The sequence below is a fragment of the Arthrobacter sp. AIWTK1 genome, assembly GCF_056680535.1.
In genome coordinates this window covers 3,396,333-3,418,183 of the sequence record NZ_CM155287.1, presented here as the reverse complement: position 1 = coordinate 3,418,183, position 21,851 = coordinate 3,396,333, and the positions used below count along the sequence as shown (strand labels likewise).

Annotated in this window: 17 protein-coding genes and 2 tRNA genes; 18 read left to right on the top strand and 1 reads right to left on the bottom strand. The window is 65.2% G+C overall.

Annotated features, from left to right (window positions below; translation table 11 throughout):
* Nucleotides 1-60 precede the first annotated feature (60 nt).
* The 12 genes from AC1MDG_RS15655 (at nucleotide 61) to AC1MDG_RS15600 (ending at nucleotide 13,005) form a co-directional block, all read left to right on the top strand.
* The gene (locus tag AC1MDG_RS15655; protein ID WP_479804970.1) at nucleotides 61-714 is read left to right on the top strand and encodes an MOSC domain-containing protein; all 654 of its coding nucleotides are present in this window, start codon (nucleotides 61-63) and stop codon (nucleotides 712-714) included.
* A gap of 392 nt (nucleotides 715-1,106) precedes the next feature.
* Nucleotides 1,107-3,332: a DEAD/DEAH box helicase gene (locus tag AC1MDG_RS15650; protein WP_479804968.1), complete on the top strand. Its 2,226-nt coding sequence runs from the start codon at nucleotides 1,107-1,109 to the stop codon at nucleotides 3,330-3,332.
* Between the two features lie 259 nt (nucleotides 3,333-3,591).
* Nucleotides 3,592-3,663: transfer RNA gene (locus AC1MDG_RS15645), tRNA-Thr, on the top strand.
* Between the two features lie 62 nt (nucleotides 3,664-3,725).
* Nucleotides 3,726-3,799: transfer RNA gene (locus AC1MDG_RS15640), tRNA-Met, on the top strand.
* A 133-nt stretch (nucleotides 3,800-3,932) separates the two neighbouring features.
* Complete coding sequence (yidC, locus tag AC1MDG_RS15635) at nucleotides 3,933-4,754, top strand: membrane protein insertase YidC (protein WP_479809116.1); 822 nt, start codon at nucleotides 3,933-3,935, stop codon at nucleotides 4,752-4,754.
* Between the two features lie 787 nt (nucleotides 4,755-5,541).
* On the top strand, nucleotides 5,542-6,612 hold the full coding sequence (locus AC1MDG_RS15630) for a glycosyltransferase family 2 protein (RefSeq protein WP_479804967.1): 1,071 nt from the start codon (nucleotides 5,542-5,544) through the stop codon (nucleotides 6,610-6,612).
* 89 nt (nucleotides 6,613-6,701) lie between these two features.
* Nucleotides 6,702-8,216: a polysaccharide deacetylase family protein gene (locus AC1MDG_RS15625; RefSeq protein ID WP_479804965.1), complete on the top strand. Its 1,515-nt coding sequence runs from the start codon at nucleotides 6,702-6,704 to the stop codon at nucleotides 8,214-8,216.
* Nucleotides 8,217-8,279: 63 nt separating this feature from the next.
* On the top strand, nucleotides 8,280-9,143 hold the full coding sequence (locus tag AC1MDG_RS15620; RefSeq protein WP_479804964.1) for a LamG-like jellyroll fold domain-containing protein: 864 nt from the start codon (nucleotides 8,280-8,282) through the stop codon (nucleotides 9,141-9,143).
* A 94-nt stretch (nucleotides 9,144-9,237) separates the two neighbouring features.
* Nucleotides 9,238-9,747 (top strand): RNA polymerase sigma factor, encoded by a 510-nt coding sequence (locus AC1MDG_RS15615; protein WP_479804963.1) that lies wholly within the window; start codon nucleotides 9,238-9,240, stop codon nucleotides 9,745-9,747.
* 1 nt (nucleotide 9,748) lies between these two features.
* A complete protein-coding gene (locus AC1MDG_RS15610; protein WP_479809115.1) occupies nucleotides 9,749-10,681 on the top strand; it encodes a hypothetical protein in 933 nt (310 codons plus the stop codon).
* Nucleotides 10,682-10,690: 9 nt separating this feature from the next.
* Nucleotides 10,691-11,350, top strand: coding sequence for an SDR family oxidoreductase (locus AC1MDG_RS15605; RefSeq protein WP_043483254.1), 660 nt, complete (start codon nucleotides 10,691-10,693; stop codon nucleotides 11,348-11,350).
* Between the two features lie 83 nt (nucleotides 11,351-11,433).
* A complete protein-coding gene (locus AC1MDG_RS15600; protein WP_479804961.1) occupies nucleotides 11,434-13,005 on the top strand; it encodes a Na+/H+ antiporter in 1,572 nt (523 codons plus the stop codon).
* A gap of 84 nt (nucleotides 13,006-13,089) precedes the next feature.
* Here AC1MDG_RS15600 and AC1MDG_RS15595 read toward each other — a convergent pair whose 3' ends face one another.
* A complete protein-coding gene (locus tag AC1MDG_RS15595; RefSeq protein ID WP_479804959.1) occupies nucleotides 13,090-14,292 on the bottom strand; it encodes an ROK family transcriptional regulator in 1,203 nt (400 codons plus the stop codon).
* A 238-nt stretch (nucleotides 14,293-14,530) separates the two neighbouring features.
* Here AC1MDG_RS15595 and AC1MDG_RS15590 point away from each other — a divergent pair, with 238 nt between their 5' ends.
* From AC1MDG_RS15590 to AC1MDG_RS15565, 6 genes are all read left to right on the top strand, one after another.
* Nucleotides 14,531-15,832, top strand: a complete 1,302-nt coding sequence (locus AC1MDG_RS15590; RefSeq protein ID WP_479804957.1) for an ABC transporter substrate-binding protein — start codon at nucleotides 14,531-14,533, stop codon at nucleotides 15,830-15,832.
* A gap of 25 nt (nucleotides 15,833-15,857) precedes the next feature.
* Nucleotides 15,858-16,805: a carbohydrate ABC transporter permease gene (locus AC1MDG_RS15585; protein WP_479804955.1), complete on the top strand. Its 948-nt coding sequence runs from the start codon at nucleotides 15,858-15,860 to the stop codon at nucleotides 16,803-16,805.
* Nucleotides 16,805-17,704: a carbohydrate ABC transporter permease gene (locus tag AC1MDG_RS15580; protein WP_479804953.1), complete on the top strand. Its 900-nt coding sequence runs from the start codon at nucleotides 16,805-16,807 to the stop codon at nucleotides 17,702-17,704. The genes AC1MDG_RS15585 and AC1MDG_RS15580 overlap by 1 nt, the downstream gene beginning before the upstream one ends.
* 98 nt (nucleotides 17,705-17,802) lie before the next feature.
* The gene (locus AC1MDG_RS15575) at nucleotides 17,803-19,509 is read left to right on the top strand and encodes a glycoside hydrolase family 13 protein (protein WP_479804951.1); all 1,707 of its coding nucleotides are present in this window, start codon (nucleotides 17,803-17,805) and stop codon (nucleotides 19,507-19,509) included.
* 128 nt (nucleotides 19,510-19,637) lie between these two features.
* Nucleotides 19,638-20,624, top strand: coding sequence for an aldo/keto reductase (locus AC1MDG_RS15570; protein ID WP_479804949.1), 987 nt, complete (start codon nucleotides 19,638-19,640; stop codon nucleotides 20,622-20,624).
* Nucleotides 20,625-20,951: 327 nt separating this feature from the next.
* A complete protein-coding gene (locus AC1MDG_RS15565) occupies nucleotides 20,952-21,821 on the top strand; it encodes an HpcH/HpaI aldolase/citrate lyase family protein (RefSeq protein ID WP_043483131.1) in 870 nt (289 codons plus the stop codon).
* Nucleotides 21,822-21,851 lie beyond the last annotated feature (30 nt).

The following is a 21,851-nucleotide window of genomic DNA, read 5'->3' as shown; positions in this document are numbered from 1 at the left end:
GCCTGAGGCGGGTGCGGAAGTTGCCCGGGCAATCAGGGCCGAAGAACCTAGACTGTAGCCATGGAAACCGCATCTGTGCTTGCCGTATGCCGGGTACACCAGCTTCTGAGCGATGAGGGGAGCATGGGCGTCACGGCCATCGACAAACGTGCCGTCGAAGGTCCGGTCAGGGTCCACAAACTCGGGCTCCACGGGGACGTCCAGGCGAACCGCGTCCACCACGGTGGCGTGGACCAGGCGCTGTACGCCTATTCGCAGGACGACGCCGACTACTGGGTTGGGGAGCTGCAGCGGGAACTGCCGCCGGGAGTTTTCGGCGAGAACCTCCGGGTGGCCGGTATCGGAACCACCACTGCGGTGATCGGCGAACGGTGGAAGATCGGCCTCGACGTCGAAGTCGAGGTAACGTCGCCCCGCGTTCCCTGCGCCACGTTCCAGCGCCGCATGGACGAGGCCCGGTGGGTCAAACGGTTCACCGAGGCGGGCCGGGTGGGCACCTACCTTCGCGTGATCAGGACCGGGACCATCCAGGCCGGAGACCACATCCACCGCGTGTTCGTTCCCACCCACGGCGTGACCATCGGCGACTGGTTCAGCGCCCCCACCATCGAGGTCATGGAAGCGCTGCGGGACGCGGACGCGGACGGCGAGATCCGCCTGCAGCCGGAATACCACGACGAATTCGAGAAGTTACAGCGGCGGCTGGGCGCCTAGCGCCACCGCGCCTGAAGCGACCTGTGTGCGCAACGTCACCGCCGGGCGGGTTAGTGCCACGCGGAACCATGCCTTACACTTGAAATATCCCCCACTCCGGAAATCCCTTATTCCTGCCCAATTTTTGAGGCAGGACTGGCAAGTGTTGGGGCCCGCACAAGCGATGCGGGCATTTTCATAGGGAGAGCCGGCTAAAGAAAACGCTGTACAGACTGCTGGGATAGCAGCCAAGAGATGCAGCGGGAAGTCCTGCCACGGGATTGCGAAAGCGCCGGACTTCTACGTGACCGGCCGGTCAATGTCTGCCCGGCGCCCCAAACGGCACATGTACTGCGGCTCCGCTCACCTCGGGTTGTGCCGCCTGGCCCCCTATGGATGAGGAAAACTTCCCTATGCCCGAAAATCACAACGACGCCACCGCCGAAGCAGCAACTGCCGAAACGGCCGTAGAAACCCCCGAGACCGCTGCTCCCGTAGCCGGCTCCGCTCCCGTCTTCACCGAGGCCCCGGCACCCGCCGAAGCGCCTGCCGCTGAAGAACGTCCGGCTGCTGAGGCGCCTGCCGCTGAAGCCCCGAAGACCGAAGCCCCTGCCGCTGAAGCCCCGAAGGCTGACTCGAGCAGCGGCGACGCTGACACTGAAGCCGAAGGCATCCGTTTCGCCGACCTCGGCATCGACGGCCGCGTGCTCGCCGCACTGCAGGACGTCGGCTACGAGAAGCCTTCCCCGATCCAGGCAGCAACCATCCCGCTGCTGCTCGAAGGCCGCGACGTCGTGGGCCTGGCCCAGACCGGCACCGGTAAGACTGCAGCATTCGCAGTACCGGCACTGTCCCGCCTGGCCGAGCTCCACGACCTCAACGGCCCGTCCCGCAAGACGCAGGCCCTGGTCCTCGCCCCGACCCGCGAGCTGGCGCTCCAGGTTGCCGAGGCATTCACCTCGTACGCCAAGCACATTGACGACTTCACGGTTCTCCCGGTGTACGGCGGCTCCGCCTACGGCCCCCAGCTCGCCGGCCTCCGCCGCGGCGCCCAGGTTGTTGTCGGTACGCCCGGCCGCGTGATCGACCACATCTCCAAGGGTTCCCTGGACCTGTCCGAACTCCAGTACCTGGTGCTGGATGAGGCCGACGAAATGCTGCGCATGGGCTTCGCCGAAGACGTGGAGCAGATCTTCCAGCAGACGCCTTCGGACCGCCAGGTTGCACTGTTCTCGGCTACCATGCCGAGCCAGATCCGCCGGATGTCCAAGCAGTACCTGAACAACCCGGCCGAGATCTCGGTGAAGTCCAAGACCACCACCGGTGCGAACACCCGCCAGCGCTACCTGCAGGTCATGGGCCCGCACAAGCTGGACGCCCTGACCCGCATCCTTGAGGTGGAAGAGTTCGACGGCGTCATCGCCTTCGTGCGCACCAAGATGGCCACCGAGGACCTCGCCGACAAGCTGAAGTCCCGCGGCTTCCAGGCTGCCGCCATCAACGGTGACATCCCGCAGCAGCAGCGCGAACGCACTGTTGACGCACTCAAGGAAGGCCGCATCGACATCCTGGTGGCCACCGACGTCGCGGCCCGTGGCCTTGACGTTGAGCGCATCAGCCACGTGGTTAACTACGACATCCCGCACGACACCGAGTCCTACGTGCACCGCATCGGCCGCACCGGCCGTGCAGGCCGTTCCGGCGACGCCATCCTGTTCATGACGCCGCGGGAGAAGTACCTGCTGCGTTCCATCGAGAAGGCCACCCGCCAGCCGGTCGAGCAGATGCACCTGCCCACGGCCGAGACCGTGAACACGCTGCGTCTGGGCAAGTTCGCCGAGCGCATCACCGAGACCCTCGCGTCCGAAGATGTTGCTCCGTTCCGCGACCTCATCGCCTCCTACGAGGAAGAGCACAACGTACCGGCCTCGGAGATCGCTGCCGCGCTGGCCGTCATGGCGCAGGGCGGCCAGCCGCTGCTGGTCAAGGAACTGGCCGCCGCTCCTGACTTCCAGAAGCGCGAACGCTCCAAGGACGGCTTCGGTTCACGCGGCCCCACCCGCACCCTGACCGAGGGAAACGCCACCTACCGGATCGCCGTCGGACGCCGCCAGCGCGTCATGCCGGGTTCCATCGTTGGCGCCATTGCCAACGAGGGCGGCATTTCCTCGGCCCAGATCGGCGGCATCGACATCCGCTCGGACCACTCCCTGGTGGAGCTTCCGGCGGACCTCAGCCCCGAGCAGCTGCGCGCACTGTCCCGCACCCGGATCGGCGGCGAGCTGATCCACCTCGAGCTGGACAACGGCCGCAAGCCGTCCGGCGAGCGTGGCAGCTACCAGGGCAACCGTGGCGGCGACCGCGGCGGGTACTCCGGCGGCGGAGACCGTGGCGGCAACTTCAAGGGCAATGGCGGGTTCAAGAAGGAATTCCGCAAGAACGACGGCGAGCGTTCCTCCGCTGACCGCGGCGGCCGCTCCTACAGCGACCGCTCGGAGCGCAGCGTCGGCGCTGACAGCGGTGCCAGCCGCGGACAGGCCAGCGACTCCCGCTTCGGCGGCCACGGTGACGGTGCACGCAAGCCGCGCCATGGCAACGAAGGCGGACACCGCGACTTCAACCGCAAGGGCAAGTGGTAAGCCTTAGCAGCACCAGGCACTGAAAACGGGCTGGCTTTCGAGCCGGCCCGTTTTCGTTTAAGCCGTCGCCTCCGTGCTCCTTCCGTGTATCTTTCGTCACACCGGATGAGCGGGGCGGCCGCGGCAGCTTTCGCAGGGCTCGTCGGGTGCGGGTTTGGGCCCGGATTTCCGGGCTTTCCGATGGTTTAGCCCGCCTCGCGGACCCCTCCCGCCGCCGATTTGTTGGGAGCGGAATCTTCCGGTAGAGTATTTACTCGTTGCCCCCCTAGCTCAGTGGTAGAGCGCGTTCTTGGTAAGAACGAGGTCACCGGATCGATTCCGGTGGGGGGCTCTGGATGAGGGCCTGTGTCAAGGCGGTTTTTGACCGGCTTGATGCAGGTTTTTCTCATTCGTGGCGGTGTAGCTCAGTTGGTTAGAGCGCACGACTCATAATCGTGAGGTCGGGAGATCGAGCCTCCCCACCGCTACAGGACAAGCCCCCGGAATCCATGAGATTCCGGGGGCTTTCCTGTTATCCCCGTGGACTGCGCCGACGGCCGTCACCGTGACAAGTGCATCGTTCCGCAGTAGCTTGGCAGCACATGGCGGATGGGGATTTCAGTGGACTTCTTTGAAGCAATCATGCTTCCGTTCAAGTGGCTGGTTTCCACCGTCATGGTGGGCTTCCACGATGGACTGGGCGCCCTTGGTATGCCGGCCGCCAACGGCTGGACGTGGACGCTGTCCATCATCGGGCTGGTGCTGGTCATCCGTGCCGCCCTGATCCCCGTGTTCCTGAAGCAGGTTAGCGCCCAGCGCCGCATGCGCCGGCTGCAGCCGGACCTGAAAAAGCTGCAGGACAAGTACAAGGGCAAGACGGACCAGTTGTCCCGCCAGGCGATGGCGCAGGAACAGATGGCCCTGTACAAGGAACACGGCACCAACCCGTTCTCGGCCTGCCTGCCTCTACTCATCCAGACACCGTTCTTCCTGGCCCTCTTCCAGGTGCTCGCGGGCATCTCCAGCGCGGCCGGCCAGGGAAAAGGCATCGGGGCCATGAGCCATGAGCAGGTGGTGGAGTTCGATCAGTCCAGCATTTTCGGAGCCCCGCTGTCCGCGTCGCTGCTCCACGGCGGCGGGGGCGATGCTCGTGCGGTTCCCGTGCTGGCCATCGTGATGATCCTGGCTATGACTGCCGCGCAGTTCCTCACGCAGAAGCTGATCATGGCCAGGAGCGCGTCCGACGAGGTCACCGCGGGTCCGGCGATGATCCAGCAGAAGATGATCCTCTACATCCTTCCGGTCATCTTCGGCGCGGGCGGCATCGTGTTCCCCATCGGCGTCCTGATCTACTGGACAGTTTCCAACGCGTGGACGTTGGCGCAGCAATTCCTGGTGCGGGACCGGAGGGACGGTCACGGCCCTGTCCCGGAGCAGGGTTGATGCAAGCGGACCCCAGCGGGAGCGGTTGCGCCTTAGGTGCCCTGTGGGGCCGGGCAAGTAGTCCACTCCAGCGCTTGCTCAAGATTGGCAGCGAATCGAGTAGTTACCACTCGTAACCATTGCGCACCTGCGAACTAGGTTGGTTATGTGAATTAGCTCACCGCCAGATCGCACCGCTGACGGGCTCTGCATTTTCCAGCCCGGTTCAAGCGCTCGACGACGGTAAGGCATGCGGCGGTTTCCAGTTGAGATCCAGCAAGCGCCCGCAAAGCCTTCGTCAGCCCCGGTCTTGTCATCGGCCGGTCCAAGGCTGCCAATAACGCACCACGTCAGTCTCTGGGGAGAAACTGGTGCATTCCATAGAATCCAGCGAGCAAACCAACCGATGAAGCGGCTTGGAGGAACGACGCCGTCCCGCCAAGAACTTCGCGGCTAGCCATGCACTGCCAAAGACCGGGGGAACCGGATGAGCACGCAAAAGGAAATGGCGCGGAGGACAAGGTCTGAACACCGCCACGTCGGCCACCAATCGACCGGGACGATGCCCCGCGCCGGTGCCCGACCGGCCGCAAACCACACAGGGGCGCACAGGGCGGGGATCCTGCCGTTCAGGATAGAGCGGGGCGCCCTCCTGCTTGGATTGACCGCCATTGTGGTGGTCATCTGTGTCCTGAAGGCGATAACTTTGTCGAACTTCCAGCAGACACCGGTTTGGGCAATCTACAGTCTCCTCGTCCTGGTCTTTATCTTTGGCCGATTCGGACTTGCCTGGCGGTATCGTCCGGAAGTGTCCGCCGTTCCCGAGACGCTTCTTCCGTCCGTTGCGATCGTCGTGCCGGCCTATAACGAAGAGGACGGCATCGCGGCCACCCTTCATGCATGCCTGGCCGTGGACTACCCTTCGGACCGGATGCGGGTGGTTGTGGTTGACGACCACTCGACGGACAACACGTTGGCGCACATCCGCGAAGTCGAAGCGTGTTTCCCCTCGCTCGTAGTGCTGGCCTCTGATGTCAACCGTGGCAAACGCCATGTGATGACGGCCGGCATGCAGGTGGCGACGGACGCAGACATCCTCGTCTTTATCGACTCGGATTCCCTGATAGAGCCCGGCGCCATCCGCGCTCTCGTCGCCTACTTCGCTGACCCGGCGGTCGGCGCTGTTTGCGGACACACCGATGTGTCAAACAAGGGCGCCAACCTGCTCACCAGGATGCAAGCCATGCAGTACTACATTGCCTTCAGCGTCTATAAGTCCGCGGAGGCCCTCTACGGCTCAGTGACCTGTTGCTCCGGCTGCTTCTCGGGATACCGACGAACAGCCCTGGAGCCAATCGCAGACCAGTGGATTGGCCAGACCTTTCTCGGCCAGCCGAGCACCTACGGAGATGACAGGAGCCTGACCAATTTCCTGCTGCCTGACTGGAGGATCCTCTACGCCCCGGACGCCAGGGCCAAGACGGCTGTCCCGGAGTTGCTGCCGCAGTTCCTGCGCCAGCAGCTCCGATGGAAGAAGAGCTGGCTGCGCGAGTCGACGCGTGCCGTCCGCATCATGTGGCGCAAGCCCCCCGTTATGGCGGTGTTCTATTACCTCGGTGTCTTCCTGCCCTTTGTCGCCCCGCAGGTGGTGTTCCGGGCGCTCATCGTTTCCCCTTTCTTCCTTCTCTCGCCGCCGGTGTGGTACCTCGGGGGAGTCGCGGCGATTGCCGTGTTCTACGGGTTGTTCTACCGGCTGAAGACGCACGAGAAGGACTGGTACAAAGGAATCTTCTTCACACTGTTCTACGTGACACTCCTGGTGGGCCAGCTGCCGTATGCGCTGTTGACCATCCGCGATTCGAAGTGGGGCACCCGATGAGCGCCCGGTTGCACACACTGTTGCCCGGCAGCGGTTCCCCCTCGCATCGTCACCGTGACACGGGCCGGTCGCGCTTCGCCTCGGCTGGTGTGACTGCCGTGCTGGTCGTGATCGTCATTGCGTACCTGGCGGGGCCTGCAGCGTGGCAGTGGGTGGTCGCGAAGGATCATTATGACCATCTCTCAACGAACCCCAACAGCGTGTTCGACCAATTCACCAACGTCCAGCCCGGCCCCGTCGATCCGTCGCTTGTGGCGCGGCTGGAAACCGCCAGCACCAGTCAACAATCCGGACCGATCATCCTCACGTACCACGACATCGGTTACAGCGGCGGCGAATACACCGTCACGCCTGAAGCGTTTGCGGCGCAGATGCAGCTCCTGGCCGACAGCGGATGGCAGACAACAACCGCTGGTCAGCTCCAAAACTGGATCAGCGGTAAGCCTCTTCCTCCGCATTCAGTCCAGATCACTTTCGACGACGGGGCGCGGGGAGTGTGGCAATACGCCGATCCGATTCTTGCACGCAACAACCAGCATGGGGTGGCCTACATCGTGACGGGGTTTGTCGGGACCCGTGGCCCTTACTACATGACGTGGCCAGAACTGTCGAAGCTGCAGCAGAGCGGCCGCTGGGACATAGAGGCTCATACACATTTGGGGCACGTTGAAATCCCCATTGACGCGGAAGGGCATTCCGGTCCGTTTCTGACTAACCTGAGGTATTTGCCGGAACAAGGCAGGGTCGAAACTGCCGACGAGTTCCGGGCACGGATTACGGGGGATCTTCAGGAGTCCAAGAGCCAGATTGCCGCCCACGGTTTTCCGGAGCCCGAATTCTTCGCGTACCCGTTTTCCGCCCATTCGAGTCCTCAGGGTACCGACGACGTGCTTACTGACGTAGTCGCCTCACTGTTCAAGGCAGCGATGCTGGATGAACCGCACGGGCCGGTGGCTACAACGGCCGCCAACCTCAAGGACGGAAACCTGGCCCGGATGGATACAACATCCAATACCACCCTTGACGAATTTGCCGAGAAGATAGCCCAGGTCAGCCCCCTGGATCCGAAGGTAAGCGCACCGCTCGCCCTGCCGGATGCGTGGACGACGTTCGATGAGCAACCCGCTGCCCTGCCCGCAGCCGGCGCGTCCGGAGTGCCGGTCGATCCCGGACCCGGCGCGTTCGTCAGCCGCCTCTTCGCCCCCTTGAAAACTGGCCTGTGGAAGTCGTACACGGTGGACGCCACCCTTGGCGGCTTCGAGAAGGCCTGGGACGGCACTACCGCAGGCCTGACCGTGCTGACCAAGGATCCCCAGCAGATTGAGGTCTCCGTGTCCGCCAACGATTACCGGATCACGCAGGAGGGGAACGACGGCGGCAGGGAGGTCGCCAAAGGGCCGCTTCCGGAGGGCCGGAGCCATCACCTCCGGGTCGACGTGTCCCCTCAGGCCGTCACGGTCTCCGTCGATGGAAACGAAGTCAGCAGTACGGCACTCGTGCCCGCCGCTCGCGGCCGCGCGACGGCCGGCAGCATCCAGATCACCGGCTACCGGCGTGACGCAGCGAGCCCGATACCCCGTATCGAGGCACTGTCGATACGCTAGTGCGGATCGTCGCCGGAACCCTGGCGGAAACTACATTGCGTTGTCTCAGCGAAAGGCAAGACCTTGAATAGGGGACACCTCGGCCGTTCAAGCGCCGCTGCTGCCAGCATTTTTGCGGTCATCGGAGTCAGCCTGTTGATCGTCCTCTTTGCCTGCGGCAGCGGTGCAACGGACGCCTATGACGCCGAGGTGCTCCGGGATCAGCCCAATGCGTACTGGACCATGGCCAATGCCGCCAGCGGCTCGGAACCGGATCTTTCGGGTGCCGGCATGAAGGGCACCTACGCAGGCAAGCCGTCGCCGGCAACCTTGCCCAATGGCACGGCCGGGGCGAAGTTCGATGGTTCCGGGCAGTACCTGGAGATAGCTGACGCCGCGGCCCTCAGTCCGGCCGGTTCCGGCGTTATCACCATCGAGGCGTGGATGCGCCCCGATGTGCTTCAGTTCAGCAGCGAAGAAGGAACCGGCTACGTTCATTGGCTTGGCAAAGGGGGAACGGACAACTACGAGTACGTGGCCCGCATGTATTCTGCAGACAACGAAGAAGACAGGCCCAACAGGATCTCCGGGTATGCGTTTAACAACGACGGGGGACTGGGAGCAGGGTCCTATTTCCAGGACAACATCGGCGCCGGTACCTGGATCCACTACGTTCTTGTCATCAATTCGACGGCCGCCGGCGGTGACTACCCGCACGGCTACACCAAGATCTATCGGGACGGCGTCCTCCGTGACCAGGACGACTTGAGCATCAATCGCCAGGTCATCACTCCGGCACGGGGAGGTGCGCCGCTTCGAGTCGGCACAAGCAACCTCGAGTCGTTTTTTGAGGGCGGAATCGGAAAGGTGGCCTTCTACGACAGCGAGCTGAGCCCGGACAGAATAGCCCGCCACTATGAGGTGATGACCGGAAAGAAAGCCGGGTAACCGAAATAATTTCTGCGATGTGAGTAACGCTTGGCGTCGGGCCGGAAACAATACAGATGGAACGCGGCTCAGGACTACTCATCAGGGGGATATTGTGCTTTCCGAGCGTGAACTGGCGTTTATAGCCTTACACAAGGACAGCTATCCGGCGATCTTCAGGTTCGTGCGCCGGCGGGTGGAGTCCCCGGAGGTGGCAGAGGAAATTGCCGCGGACGTTTTCCGGGTGGTGTGGCAGAAGTGGGGTGATCAACCGAGGACGGACATCGCCTGGCTGGTCACGGTTGCCCGGAACATGATCGGTAACGCGTACCGGAGCCGTGACCGCCAGCGGGCGCTGCAGGAGAAGCTGCGCGCCACGGCGGTCCTGAACTTCGGAGCCGGATCCGAAAACCTGGCTGTGCACGACGCCCTGGCCGGTTTGCGGGAGAAAGACCGGGACATCCTCCAGCTCGCCTATTGGGACGGTTTGGGCATGGCGGAGATCGCCGGTGTGCTGCATTGCAGCGAGTCCGCCGCCAAGGTCCGGCTACACCGGGCGCGGGCTGCGTTCCGGAAACAGATGCCCGCGGGAGCAGAAACGATCACACAGAGGATGGGTGCCTGAGATGGATCCGATCAAGAACATGATTTCCGCGACGGATCCCGTGCGTAACGATCCGTCCACGCCCGACGGCGAAGCGGCCCTTCGCCGGATGCTGTCAGAACCGGCAGCGTTCAGCGACAGCCTCCCGGCCGTTGCGCCCTCGCTCGAGGAGCGCAGGCTCCGGCGCGCCCGGCTTGCCGGCGTGATTACCTTGGCCGCTGCGGCAGTCACCGCCGGCGTCCTGGCAGCCACCAACCTCGGCCCGGTGACGTCCGTTCCAGGACCGGCCGCCACCGTCACCGGATCGGTTACGCCGACGCCGGCCACAACCGAGCCGGCTACTACAACAGCGCCGGCCACAACTGCACCGGCCCCGGCCGCGCCGGTACAGACATTCGTCTTCCCCGATGGGCACCTTTCCTTCACCTACCCCGAAGGGTGGAGCGTCCGGACGGAACAGGGCCCGTACCTGACTGAAGAGGCCAAGGCCGGATCCGTCGTCGCGGTGGTGGCTGACGACTCCGGTTCCGAGGTGGCCCGGGTCCTCAGCGGGATGTACGGTGACGGGGCGGCGGGCAGCGTCAGGCGCACCGTCCTTGACCACACGCCCGTGCCCGGGATCACCGACGCGTCAGGGAACCCTGCCGAGTTCGGCTTCGCCGCAGACCAGATCCTTCCCGTCTCCTATCCCGGAATGCCGGAGCCTACCCAGCCCGCGGACAGCACCGCCCTCTACTACTTCATGGACGTCAGGCTGGCCCAGGAGTTCCTGCCCACGCAGGACAGTTCGGGGACCAACCAGATTCCCCTGCCCAACGGGGTGCTGTCGGCCTACGTCATCTTCGACGCCGACAAGCAGCCTGTCTTCGCCACCCCGGAAGCGGCGAGGGAGTGGATGGCGGGCGAACGGTACGCACAGCTGAAAGCGCTGCTTCTCAGCCTCAAGTACTCGTAAGCTGGGTCAATGACGCGCATCGCAATCATCGGCGGCCACGGCAAAGTGGCTTTGGAACTGGCCAGAATCCTCGCGGCGGACGGTAAGGACGTCACGTCCTTCTTCCGCAACCCGGACCACACGGAGGACGTCGCGGCAACCGGCGCCACGCCGTCGGTCCTGGACGTAGAAAATACGACGACGGCGGAACTCGCCGGCGCACTCAGCGGCCACGACGCCGTGGTGTGGTCCGCCGGTGCAGGCGGCGGCAGCCCCGAACGCACCTATGCCGTGGACCGGGACGCCGCCATCCGGTCGATGGACGCGGCGGCTGAGGCCGGCGTCGGGCGCTATGTGATGGTGTCCTACTTCGGTGCAGGACCGGACCACGGAGTCCCGGCGGACAACAGCTTCCATGCCTACGCCGAGGCAAAGGCCGCCGCGGACCAGTACCTCCGCGGCACGGACCTGCACTGGACCATTCTGGGCCCCGGAACCTTGACGGACGGCCCGGGGAACGGACTCATCGACGTCAATCCGGAGGACACCTCTGCAGGCACCGAGACGTCACGGGCGAACGTGGCGCTGGTGACGGCCGCCGTCCTGGGCCTGCCGGACACCGCAGGACGAACCATCGAGTTCCGGGACGGCACCCTGCCCGTCTCAGCGGCGCTGCAGCCCGCCCGCTGAACGGCCCCCGGCCGGCACCCGATATCGTGGAGGGAGGCGCCTGCGCATCAGCGCGGCGCCTCCGCTTCGGGGAAAGTGAGCCCATGGACCAGCTGGCACTTATCATCGGACTCCTGCTTGCCACGGTGGTGGCGGTGGGTCTGGGGGATAGGCTCCGGCTGCCCTATCCCGTGCTGATGCTGATCCTGGCGGCCTCGCTGACGTTTATCCCCGGCTTTCCGGAAATGGATATCTCGCCGGAGCTGATCCTGCCCATCTTCCTGCCGCCGTTGCTGTTTGCTACGGCCCAGCGCAGCTCATGGGCCGTGTTCCGGGTCCGCTGGCGCACGCTGATCATGCTCGCCGTGGCCCTGGTGGTCGTGTCCACCGCGGCCGTCGCCGGGGCGGCCTGGCTCATGATCCCGGGCATCGGAATCCCCGCCGCGATCGCCCTGGGCGCCATGGTGGCCCCGCCGGACCCGGTGGCCGTGGAGTCCGTGGCCGGCCGGGTGCACATGCCGCGGCGGCTCATCACCGTCCTGCAAAGCGAGGGCCTCTTCAACGACGCCGCCGCCATCGTGATCTTCCAGGCTGCCGTGGCGGCGGCCGTCTCCGGCAGCAGGATAGGGCCCGACGTCGTCCTCAAGTTCCTCGTGGGTGCTGCGGTTGCGGTGCTGGTGGGCATCGCCATGGGCTGGGTCACGGCGCTGGTCACACGGCTGGTGACCTCCATGGTGGCGCGAAGCGCCGTCACCCTGGTTGTGCCGTTTGCCGCCTACATCCTGGCCGAAGAGGTGCACGCCTCAGGCGTGATCGCCGTCGTCGTCACCGCCCTGGAAATGCAGCGGCATTCGCGTCCGCAGGACGCCGCCGAAAGAGTCACCCGCACGGCCTTCTGGGATGTGGTGGAACTCCTGGTGACCGGGCTGGCTTTCGGGCTGGTGGGGCTGGAAATCCGCCAGGTCATCCACGACGAAGGCACTGAGGTCTACGGGATGATCGGCACCGCCGTGGTGGTGTGCGTCATCGTGTTCGCGGTCCGCTTCCTGTGGCTCGGCCTGCTGGCTGCCTCGGCACGTAAACGGGAGAACCTGCTGCAGCCCACCTCGGCCAAGGAGGTCCTCATCCTGACCTGGTGCGGGATGCGCGGCCTCGCCACCCTGGCGCTTGCGCTGGCACTGCCCCTGACGCTGGCGGACGGCACACCTTTCCCGGCGCGGGACCAGCTGCTGGTCATCGCCTGCGCGGTGCTGCTGGCCACGCTGGTGCTGCCGGGCCTGACGCTGCCCTGGCTGATGAAAGTCCTGGAGGCCACCGGGGACGGCTCGGAGGAACGCGACGCAGCCCGGGTGCTAGCGAAGCGCGCGCAGCAGGCCGCCGTCGCCGCCCTGAAGGACAACGACCTCATGAAGGAGCTCCCGCCGGAAAAGGTGGCACTGGTCAAGGAGAAGATGACGCGGCTGCACGCCGAGCTCCTGGACGGGAGCCTGCGGAACGAATCCCTGGTGGAGAAGCGGCAGCGCGGGCGCGAACTGGCCATTGCCGTGCAGACCATCGCGCTCGATGCCGCCCGCCAGGAAGTGGTGGCTGCCCGGAATGAACCGGACATGGACCCGGAAGTGGCGGACCGCGTGCTGCGCCAGCTGGACCTCCGCACCATGATCATGCCGGAGTAATCCAGCGCGAACGGACACTTACGGCCCTTAAATCCCTGGGTTTTGGGCCCCAAGTGTCCGTTCGCGCTCTCGGGACGGGGCACCCTAGGCAGGGACCGCCAGCTCCAGGTCGAGGGTGTTCTCTTCCACGTAATCCAGGGCGCACCGCACGGCTCCCACGGTCACGATTGAGTCGCCCAGGGGGGAAACTGCCACGGCCGGGGGAGTGGCCGTGAACCCGGGAAGGCGTTCGGCGATCGGCCCCAGCAGCACCCCGGCCGAGTTGGCCACGGCGCCTCCAATGACCACCAGCTCCGGGTTGATGATGGTTGCCACGGCGCCAATGATCCTTGCCATCCTGTCTGCCAGCCGCTCCAGGATCTTCAGTGCCACCGCATCCCCGGCGGCGGCCGCGGCGAAAACCTGCTCCGCTTCGACGCCGTCTCCCGCAGGCTCCCGGAGCGAGGTCCTGGCTTTTCCGGCGAGGGCGTCCGCAGCCCAGGTGCGGGCCAGATAGGCGATGCCGAAGGTGTCACCCACCCCCTCCACCATGTCAAGGAATGCAAGCTCACCGGCACCGCCGCCCCGGCCGTGCAGCAGCCGCCCGCCGTCGACCACACCCGAACCGAGGCGCTCACTGGCGAGGATAACCACGACGTCATCCACGCCGGCCGCCGCACCGCGCCAGCGCTCGCCCAGGGCGGCGAGGTTGGCATCGTTTTCCAGCAGCACCGTCCACCCGTGCAGGTCCCGCAGCGCCGCCTTCAGGCCGACGTCGAACAGTCCCCAGAAGTGCTGGGTCACCAGCACGTCCCCGTTGCGGTCCACCGGGGCCGCGATTCCGGCGCAGACGGCGAGAACGGAGTCGGGGGAGGCCCCCACGCTGTGCAGGGCCATCATGGCGGTCCGGTCAACCACTGCGACCCGTTCCTGAGCCGTAATCTCGGCACCGGCAAACGGCTGGCTGGACCGGCCCAGGGCTTTTCCGCGGAGATCGGACACCACCACCGTCGCTTTGGAGATTCCCACGTCCATGCCCAGGACGTAGCCGGCGCGCTCGTTGAGCTCAAACCGCCGCGCCGGCCTGCCCTTCTGGTAACCGCCAAAAGCCCGCTGGTTTTCCAGTTCCCTGATCCAGCCGCGGTGCATGAGGTCCTCGCAGACGGAAATGGCGGTGGCCCGGGTCAACCCGGTGGCTTCCATGACTTCCGTGACAGTCACCGCCTGGGAAGCGCGCATGAAATCGAGGACTGCCCCGGCGCTGACGCGCCGCAGCAGCTGGGGTGTGGCCGCTGTCATTTCCGACATGGTGTTGACCTCTCTGTGCTTTGCACCACATAATACTTGAGGAACTAAATTTAGATTCCAAATAAACGTTTACGTACAAACGCAGAGCATGGCGGGTCGGACGGCCGCCGAACGCCGGCTCTCCTTCCAGCCCTTCACTCGCCTTTTGCAAAGGAGCAACTGTGAACCGCATCCTGAAGCACTGCCCGCCCGCACCGCAGGCGCAGCCCCGCCATCCCCGCACGTCAGCCCCTGCCCAGTGAACGCGTCTATACCCGGATCACTGCCCAGCAGGCGTACCCTCCTCCGGGCCGCAGGCCTGGCCGGGGCCGCCCTGATGGTTCCCCTCTCCGGCTGCGGCGCCCCGCCTGCTGCACAAAACGGCGTCACCACCCTCCGGTTCATGCAGAACAAGCCCGAATTGGTGGACTACTTCAACCAGGTGATCAAGGACTTCGAGGCGCTCAACCCGGACATCCGCGTGGTCCAGGACTTCAATGAGGGCAACTTCGTGCCGGGCCTCGTCCGCAACGATCCCCCGGACGTGGTGACCCGCGGCTTCGCGCAGGCCACTGCCGACTTCGTCAAGAAGGGTATCTTCGCCGACCTGTCGGATATGCCCGTGGCAAACACCATCGACCCGAAGATGCAGGAGCTCATCAACTCCTGGGGCCAGTACAACGGCAGCGAGATCAGTGCCCTGCCGTTCTCGCTTGCGGCAGCCGGCGTCATCTACAACCGCGACATCTTCGAGGCCCACGGCGTCTCCGTCCCCACCACCTGGGACGGGTTCGTTGCCGCCTGCGAAAAGTTCAAGGCGGCCGGCATCGCGCCGATCTACGGAACGTACAAGGACCCCTGGACCCTCGCCCAGGGGATGTTCGACTACGCGTCCGGCGGCACACTGGATGTTGCGGAATTCTTCACGAAGCTCAATGCCAAGGGTGCCCGCGTCACCAAGGATTCCGCCGAATCGTTTGCCAACAACTTCGGCCCGGCCCTCCCCAAGATGCTCCATCTCGCCTCGTTCTCGCAGAACGGAGCGGCCAGCAAGAACTACGCGGACGGCAATGCCGCGTTCGCCAAGGGGCAGGCGGCCATGTACCTGCAAGGCCCGTGGGCGCTGTCGCAGCTCGTGGCAGCCAACAAGGACATCAGGCTGGGAACGTTCCCGCTGCCGGTGACGAACAACCCGGCGGAGACCAAGGCCCGCGTGAACGTGGACATGGCGCTCTCCGTCACGCGGAACACGCCCAACATGGCTGCGGCGCGGCGGTTCGTCAACTATCTGCTGGAACCGTCCGTGGTGAACACGTACAACGAGAAGAACGCTGCGTTCTCGCCGCTCAAGGACGCCCCCGCCGTCAGCAATCCGCAGATTACCGGGTTGAACGCAGCAGTCGCAGAGGCGCGCTACTTCCAGGGCGCCGTGACCTACTTCCCGCCGTCGGTGCCCGTGAACAACTACATCCAGTCCTTCGTCTACAGCAAGAACGGCGAGCAGTTCCTCGCCGCGCTCGACGACGAATGGCGCCGCGTCGCCGAGCGCACCGCGGTCTGACCCCCACCCGACTCCAGGAGCCCCAATGACTACAACATCCCGGGTGGCCCAGACAGCCCCTCCCGCAGGACGCAAGAACCCGACTTCCGCCCCCGCCGCCACCGTCCGGCCCAAGAGAAGAATCGACCCGGCCTATTACTGGATGGTGGTGCCCGTCCTGGCACTGTTCGCCTTCTTCATCACCCTGCCGGCGCTCGTGGGCGTCTTCTTCAGCCTCACGAACTACGCCGGCTACGGTGACTGGAAGTTCATCGGACTGATGAACTACGTCAACATCTTCAAGGACCCGGCTGTCCTGCAGTCCTATGTCTTCACCTTCATGTTCGCCCTCACCACTACCGTGGTGGTCAACGTCGTGGCGCTGGCCATCGCCCTGGGCCTCAACGCGAAGATCAAATGGCGCACCGGCATCCGCACAGTGTTCTTCATCCCCATGGTGCTCTCCGCCCTGATTGTCTCGTTCGTATTCAACTACCTCTTCTCCAACACGCTTCCGGTGCTGGCTGAACGGTTCGGCGTAACCCCGCTGGCCACGAGCATCCTCGCCAACGAAAACCTTGCCTGGCTGGCCATCGTGCTCGTCACGGTATGGCAGGCGGCGCCGGGCGCCACCATCATCTACCTGGCGGGCCTCCAGAGCGTGCCGTCCGAGGTCTACGAAGCCGCGGACCTCGACGGCGCGGGCAGTTTCCGGCAGTTCATCAGCCTGACGCTGCCGTTGATCCTGGGGTACCTCGTGATCAACGTCATCCTCGGGTTCAAGGGTTTCCTGGGAACCTACGAGATCATCGTGGGCCTCACCGGGGGCGGGCCCGGCATGGCGACGCAGTCCGTGGCCATGCGCATCTTCTCCGGCTTCACGGGCGGCGACTATTCCTACCAGATGGCGAACGCCGTCATCTACTTCCTGATCACCTTGCTGATCTCCGTCATCCAGCTGCGCCTCATCCAGCGCCGGGGGGTTTCACTCTAATGACTGCATCCACATTTGCCGCGCCGAAAGCTTCGGAACCGAAGGCTCCCGCCGCAAAGAACCGCCGGTCCAACAGCGAAGGCTTCAAGATCAACTGGTGGCTCACCGCGCTGATGCTGGCCGCCTCGTTGACCGTGCTGCTGCCGCTCTACTTCACCGTGGCCATGGCACTGAAGTCCCCGGACCAGATCGGCACCGGCACGGGCCTCGCCTGGCCGAACCCGATGAACTGGGAGAACTTCGCTGCCGCGTACGTGGCCACCAACTTTCCGCGGGCCTTCATGTCCACGGCGTTTGTCACCGTGCTGAGTGTCCTCGGCTCGCTGGCCAGCAGTTCCCTGGTGGCCTACGCCATTGCCCGGAACTGGAACCACCGGTTCTTCCGCGGCTCGTTCGTCTACCTGCTTTCTGCCATGTTCATCCCGTTCCCGGTGATCATCCTGCCGCTCATCAAGCAGACAGCGCTCCTCGGCCTGGACAACCCGGCCGGTGTGGTGTTCCTGCACGTCCTCGGCGGCATCTCCTTCAACACACTGCTCTACATCGCCTTCGTCCGGTCCATCCCGGTGGAGCTCGAGGAATCGGCCCGCATGGACGGTGCCACCACGTGGCAGGTGTTCCGCAAGATCATCTTCCCCCTGCTGGCCCCCATGAACGCGACCGTCGGGATCTTCGCCTTCCTCGGCTCCTGGAACGACTTCCTGCTGCCGCAGATGGTGATCGCGGATCCCGCGCTGCAGACACTGCCCGTGGTGCAGATGCTCTTCCAGGGCGAATTCAACACCAATTACAGCCTCGCCTTCGCGTCCTACCTGATGGCCATGGCACCCACCCTGGTGGTTTACATCCTGGCGCAACGTTGGGTACTGTCCGGAGTCATGCGCGGCGCAGTCAAATAGAACGCAGTGAAATAGGACGCAGTGAAGCAGGGCGCAGTTCCCGGCCCATCCATTTTTCCCGATACCAAAAACAACTAACCCAAGAAAAGGAATCTCCTTTGTCCACCACCGCCACTCTGGCAACCCTGTCCGACTCAAACCTCGCAGCCGATCCCAACTGGTGGCGCCAGGCCTCCGTGTACCAGATCTATCCGCGCAGCTTCTCGGATTCAAACGGTGACGGCCTGGGCGACATCAAGGGCATCACGGCCAAGGTGCCCTACCTGAAGGAACTGGGGATCGACGCCGTCTGGCTCAGCCCCTTCTACCCGTCCGCGCTCGCGGACGGCGGTTACGACGTTGACGACTACCGCAACGTCGACCCCAAGCTGGGCACCCTGGAGGACTTCGCCGAAATGTCCGCCGCGCTGCACGAGGCCGGCATCAAGCTCATTGCGGACATCGTCCCCAACCACTCCTCGAACCGGCACGAATGGTTCAAGGAAGCGCTCGCCTCCCCGCGCGGCTCAGCCGCCCGCGAACGCTACATTTTCCGGGACGGCCTGGGCGAGAACGGCGAGCTGCCGCCGTCGGACTGGGATTCCGTCTTCGGCGGACCCGCCTGGGAGCGCATCACCGAACCCGACGGCACGCCCGGCCAGTGGTACATGCACATCTTCGCCAAGGAGCAGCCGGACCTGAACTGGTCCAACCGCGAAATCCGCGACGACTTCCTGAAGACCCTGCGCTTCTGGTCCGACCGCGGCGTGGACGGCTTCCGCGTGGACGTGGCGCACGCCCTCACCAAGGACCTCACCGAACCGCTGCTCTCCAAGGTGGAACTCAGCGAGGCAAACACCGGTACTGACGGTTTTGCCGACGGCTCGCACCCGTTCTGGGACCGCGATGAAGTCCACGAGATCTATGCGGAATGGCGCGAGGTGTTCAACGAGTACAACCCGCCGCGCACCGCCGTCGCCGAAGCCTGGGTGCACGCCACCCGGCGCGCCCGCTACGCCAGCCCGCAGGGCCTGGGCCAGGCCTTCAACTTCGACCTCCTGCAGGCCGATTTCGATGCCGGGGAGTTCCAGGAAATCATCACCCGGAACCTTGCCGAGGCAACGGCCACCGGCGCATCCTCGACGTGGGTCTTCTCCAACCACGACGTCGTCCGGCACGCCACCCGCTACGGCCTGCCGATGGGCGGCGGGGTCCACGCCAAGGGCCAGGACGGCAAGGGCTGGCTGCTGGCCGGTGCACCGGCCGAGGAACTGGACGTGGAGCTCGGCCTGCGCCGCGCCCGTGCGGCCAGCCTGCTGATGCTTGCCCTCCCGGGCTCGGCCTACCTGTACCAGGGCGAGGAGCTCGGCCTGCAGGAAGTCGCCGAGATTCCGGACTCGGAACGCCAGGACCCCTCATTCTTCCGCAACAAGGGCGTGGAGATCGGCCGTGACGGCTGCCGCGTGCCGCTGCCGTGGGCCTCGGAAGGAACGTCCTTTGGCTTCGGCTCCGGCGATGCCCACCTGCCCCAGCCTGCATGGTTTGCCCGCTACGCAGTGGACGCCCAGGACGGCGTGGAGGGCTCCACGCTCGAGCTGTACCGCGCGGCCCTGAAGCTGCGGCGCGAGCTGCAGACCGCCGAAGACCTGGAGTGGGTGGAGGCCGGCAACCCCGAGGTGCTGCACTTCAGCCGCCACGGAGGCTGGCAGTCCGTGACCAACTTCGGTGCGGAGCCGGTGGAGCTCCCGGCCGGCGAGGTCCTGCTCAGCAGCGCCCCGCTGGACGGAAAGCTCCTGCCGGGCAACACCACCGTCTGGCTGCGCTAACGCGGAGCCTGGATAGCACCCGCTAGCTACATCAGGAATCCCGTCCCGGTGGCGGCGCCCCCACAGGGCGCCGCCACCGGGACTTCTTGCTGCTGGGCCTGCGCACGTTCAAGTGAAAGAGTGACGACATGACTGAACAATCTTCAAGCCCGTCGGGCCAGGAGCTGATCCACACCCAGGAGCTGATCTACGGCTGCATGGGCCTTGGCGGCAGCTGGTCCGCCGAGCCGTACGCAACTCAGCACGTGGAGGAGGCTGCTGCGGCGATCGAGGCAGCCTTGGACTCCGGCATCACCCTGTTCGACCATGCTGACATCTACCGCAGCGGCAAGTCGGAGGCCGTATTCGGCGAAGTGCTTGCGATCACGCCCGGGCTGAGGGAACGGATCCGGCTCCAGACCAAGTGCGGGATCCGGCTCAATGAGCAGGGGCTGGAAACTCACTACGACCTGAGCCGCGACGGGATCCTCGAGCGGGTCAACGGCAGCCTGAAACGGCTGAAGACGGACTACGTGGATGTCCTGCTGCTGCACCGCCCCGACCCGCTGGCGGACCCCGCCGAAGTGGCGTCCGCCGTCGGGCAGCTGCTGCGTGAAGGCAAAGTGCGGCAGGTGGGCGTGTCCAACATGTCCGCCCCGCAGATCGAGATGCTGCAGGACCACTTGGAAGCCCCGGTGGTTGCCAACCAGATGGAGATGAGCCTGCTGAAAAGGGCCTGGCTGGAAAGCACCGTGCTGGTGAACCATGCGGAGGGGCTGGATTACAGCTTCCCGCACGGCACCGTGGAGTTCTGCAGCCGGCAGGGGATTACCCTGCAGGCCTACGGGGCGCTGGCCCGGGGCCACTACACCGGAGCTCCGCCGGAAAGCCCGACGCCGGCCGAGGCCGCCACTGCGGCCCTGGTCGCCGGGATGGCGACGGCCAAGGGTACGACGCGGGAGGCAATCCTCCTCGGCTGGCTGATGCGGCACCCGGCCCGGATCGCGCCGGTGATCGGTTCGGCCAACCCGGACCGCATCCGCGCGTGCGCCGGAGCGGCCCGGGTTGCCTCGGCCATGACCCGCGCCGAGTGGTACCGGCTGTGGGTGACGGCACGGGGGAGCAACATTCCCTAGGTGCCCGCTTACCCAACTAGGTCGCAGTAGATGTCGTTATAAGCGCTCATAACGACATTAACTGCGACCCAGTTGGGCGGGGCGACCTAGAGCGGCGCCTTTAGCCCGGAACTTATCGGCGCCCCCGCGGAGCAGGCTGGGGGAGGGAAACCCGCGGAAATGCGCGGAAACAGGGCGAAACCGCGGGTCACAAGACGCCCCGTTTCGCCCTGTAACGGCCCGTGAACGCGTTTGACGCGCCGGCGGCGCCGGATTTTGGTCGTATTGTTCGCCCGTTGGACAGCTGTTACTTAGCGTTGGGAGGCTCAGGGCGGATACGGTAGGAGTATGACCACCTCAACCTCCGCCGCCGTCGACACCGTACGGCCCGAACGAAACATTCCCGCCGAAATTGCCCGTTCGTGGCTTTTGGTCAACGCGATGAAGCCTGAGCTTTTTGACGTCTCGGCTACGTCGCGTGCGGACTCGATCATCCTGGACATCGAAGATGCGGTGGACCCCTCGCAGAAGGACACCGCCCGCGAACACGTCATCAACTGGCTGACTGCCGGCGGCCGGGCCTGGGTGCGCATCAACGACGCCACGAGCCCGTTCTGGGCCGATGACCTCGCCGGCCTGCGCGGCACCCCGGGCCTGCTGGGCGTCATGCTGGCCAAGACCGAGTCCGCGGACCAGGTCACCGAGAGCTACCACCGCATGGACGGCAAGACCCCCGTGATTCCGCTGGTGGAATCCGCCGTCGGCATCGAGGAAGCCAACCACATCGCCAAGGCCCAGGGCGCCTTCCGCCTGGCCTTCGGGTCCGGCGATTTCCGCCGCGACACCGGCATGGCGGCCACGCCCGAGGCGATGGCCTACCCGCGCGCCAAGCTGGTTGTTGCCAGCCGCGTGGGCAACCTGCCGGGCCCCATCGACGGCCCCACGGTGGGCACCAACCACCCCATCCTGCGCGAGCAGACCGGAATCACCGTGATGATGGGCATGACCGGCAAGCTCTGCCTGGCCATCGACCAGACCAACGTCATCAACGAAGTCATCAGCCCCACGCCGTCCGACGTCGCGTGGGCCACGGACTTCATGGCCGACTTCGAGGCCAACGGCCGCGTGATCCGCGACGGCTCCGACCTTCCGCGCCTGGGCCGCGCCGAGAAGATCATGAAGCTCGCGGTAGCCTTTGGGGTGCAGCCGGCGCTTTAGCGCCACCGCAGCAGCCCCAGCCAAAGGAGA

Coding starts and splice junctions, on each gene's coding strand:
- AC1MDG_RS15655 (WP_479804970.1), top strand. CDS start 61: ATGGAAACCGCATCTGTGCTTGCCGTATGCCGGGTACACCAGCTTCTG.
- AC1MDG_RS15650 (WP_479804968.1), top strand. CDS start 1,107: ATGCCCGAAAATCACAACGACGCCACCGCCGAAGCAGCAACTGCCGAA.
- AC1MDG_RS15610 (WP_479809115.1), top strand. CDS start 9,749: ATGGATCCGATCAAGAACATGATTTCCGCGACGGATCCCGTGCGTAAC.
- AC1MDG_RS15605 (WP_043483254.1), top strand. CDS start 10,691: ATGACGCGCATCGCAATCATCGGCGGCCACGGCAAAGTGGCTTTGGAA.
- AC1MDG_RS15600 (WP_479804961.1), top strand. CDS start 11,434: ATGGACCAGCTGGCACTTATCATCGGACTCCTGCTTGCCACGGTGGTG.
- AC1MDG_RS15595 (WP_479804959.1), bottom strand. CDS start 14,292: ATGTCGGAAATGACAGCGGCCACACCCCAGCTGCTGCGGCGCGTCAGC.
- AC1MDG_RS15585 (WP_479804955.1), top strand. CDS start 15,858: ATGACTACAACATCCCGGGTGGCCCAGACAGCCCCTCCCGCAGGACGC.
- AC1MDG_RS15580 (WP_479804953.1), top strand. CDS start 16,805: ATGACTGCATCCACATTTGCCGCGCCGAAAGCTTCGGAACCGAAGGCT.
- AC1MDG_RS15570 (WP_479804949.1), top strand. CDS start 19,638: ATGACTGAACAATCTTCAAGCCCGTCGGGCCAGGAGCTGATCCACACC.
- AC1MDG_RS15565 (WP_043483131.1), top strand. CDS start 20,952: ATGACCACCTCAACCTCCGCCGCCGTCGACACCGTACGGCCCGAACGA.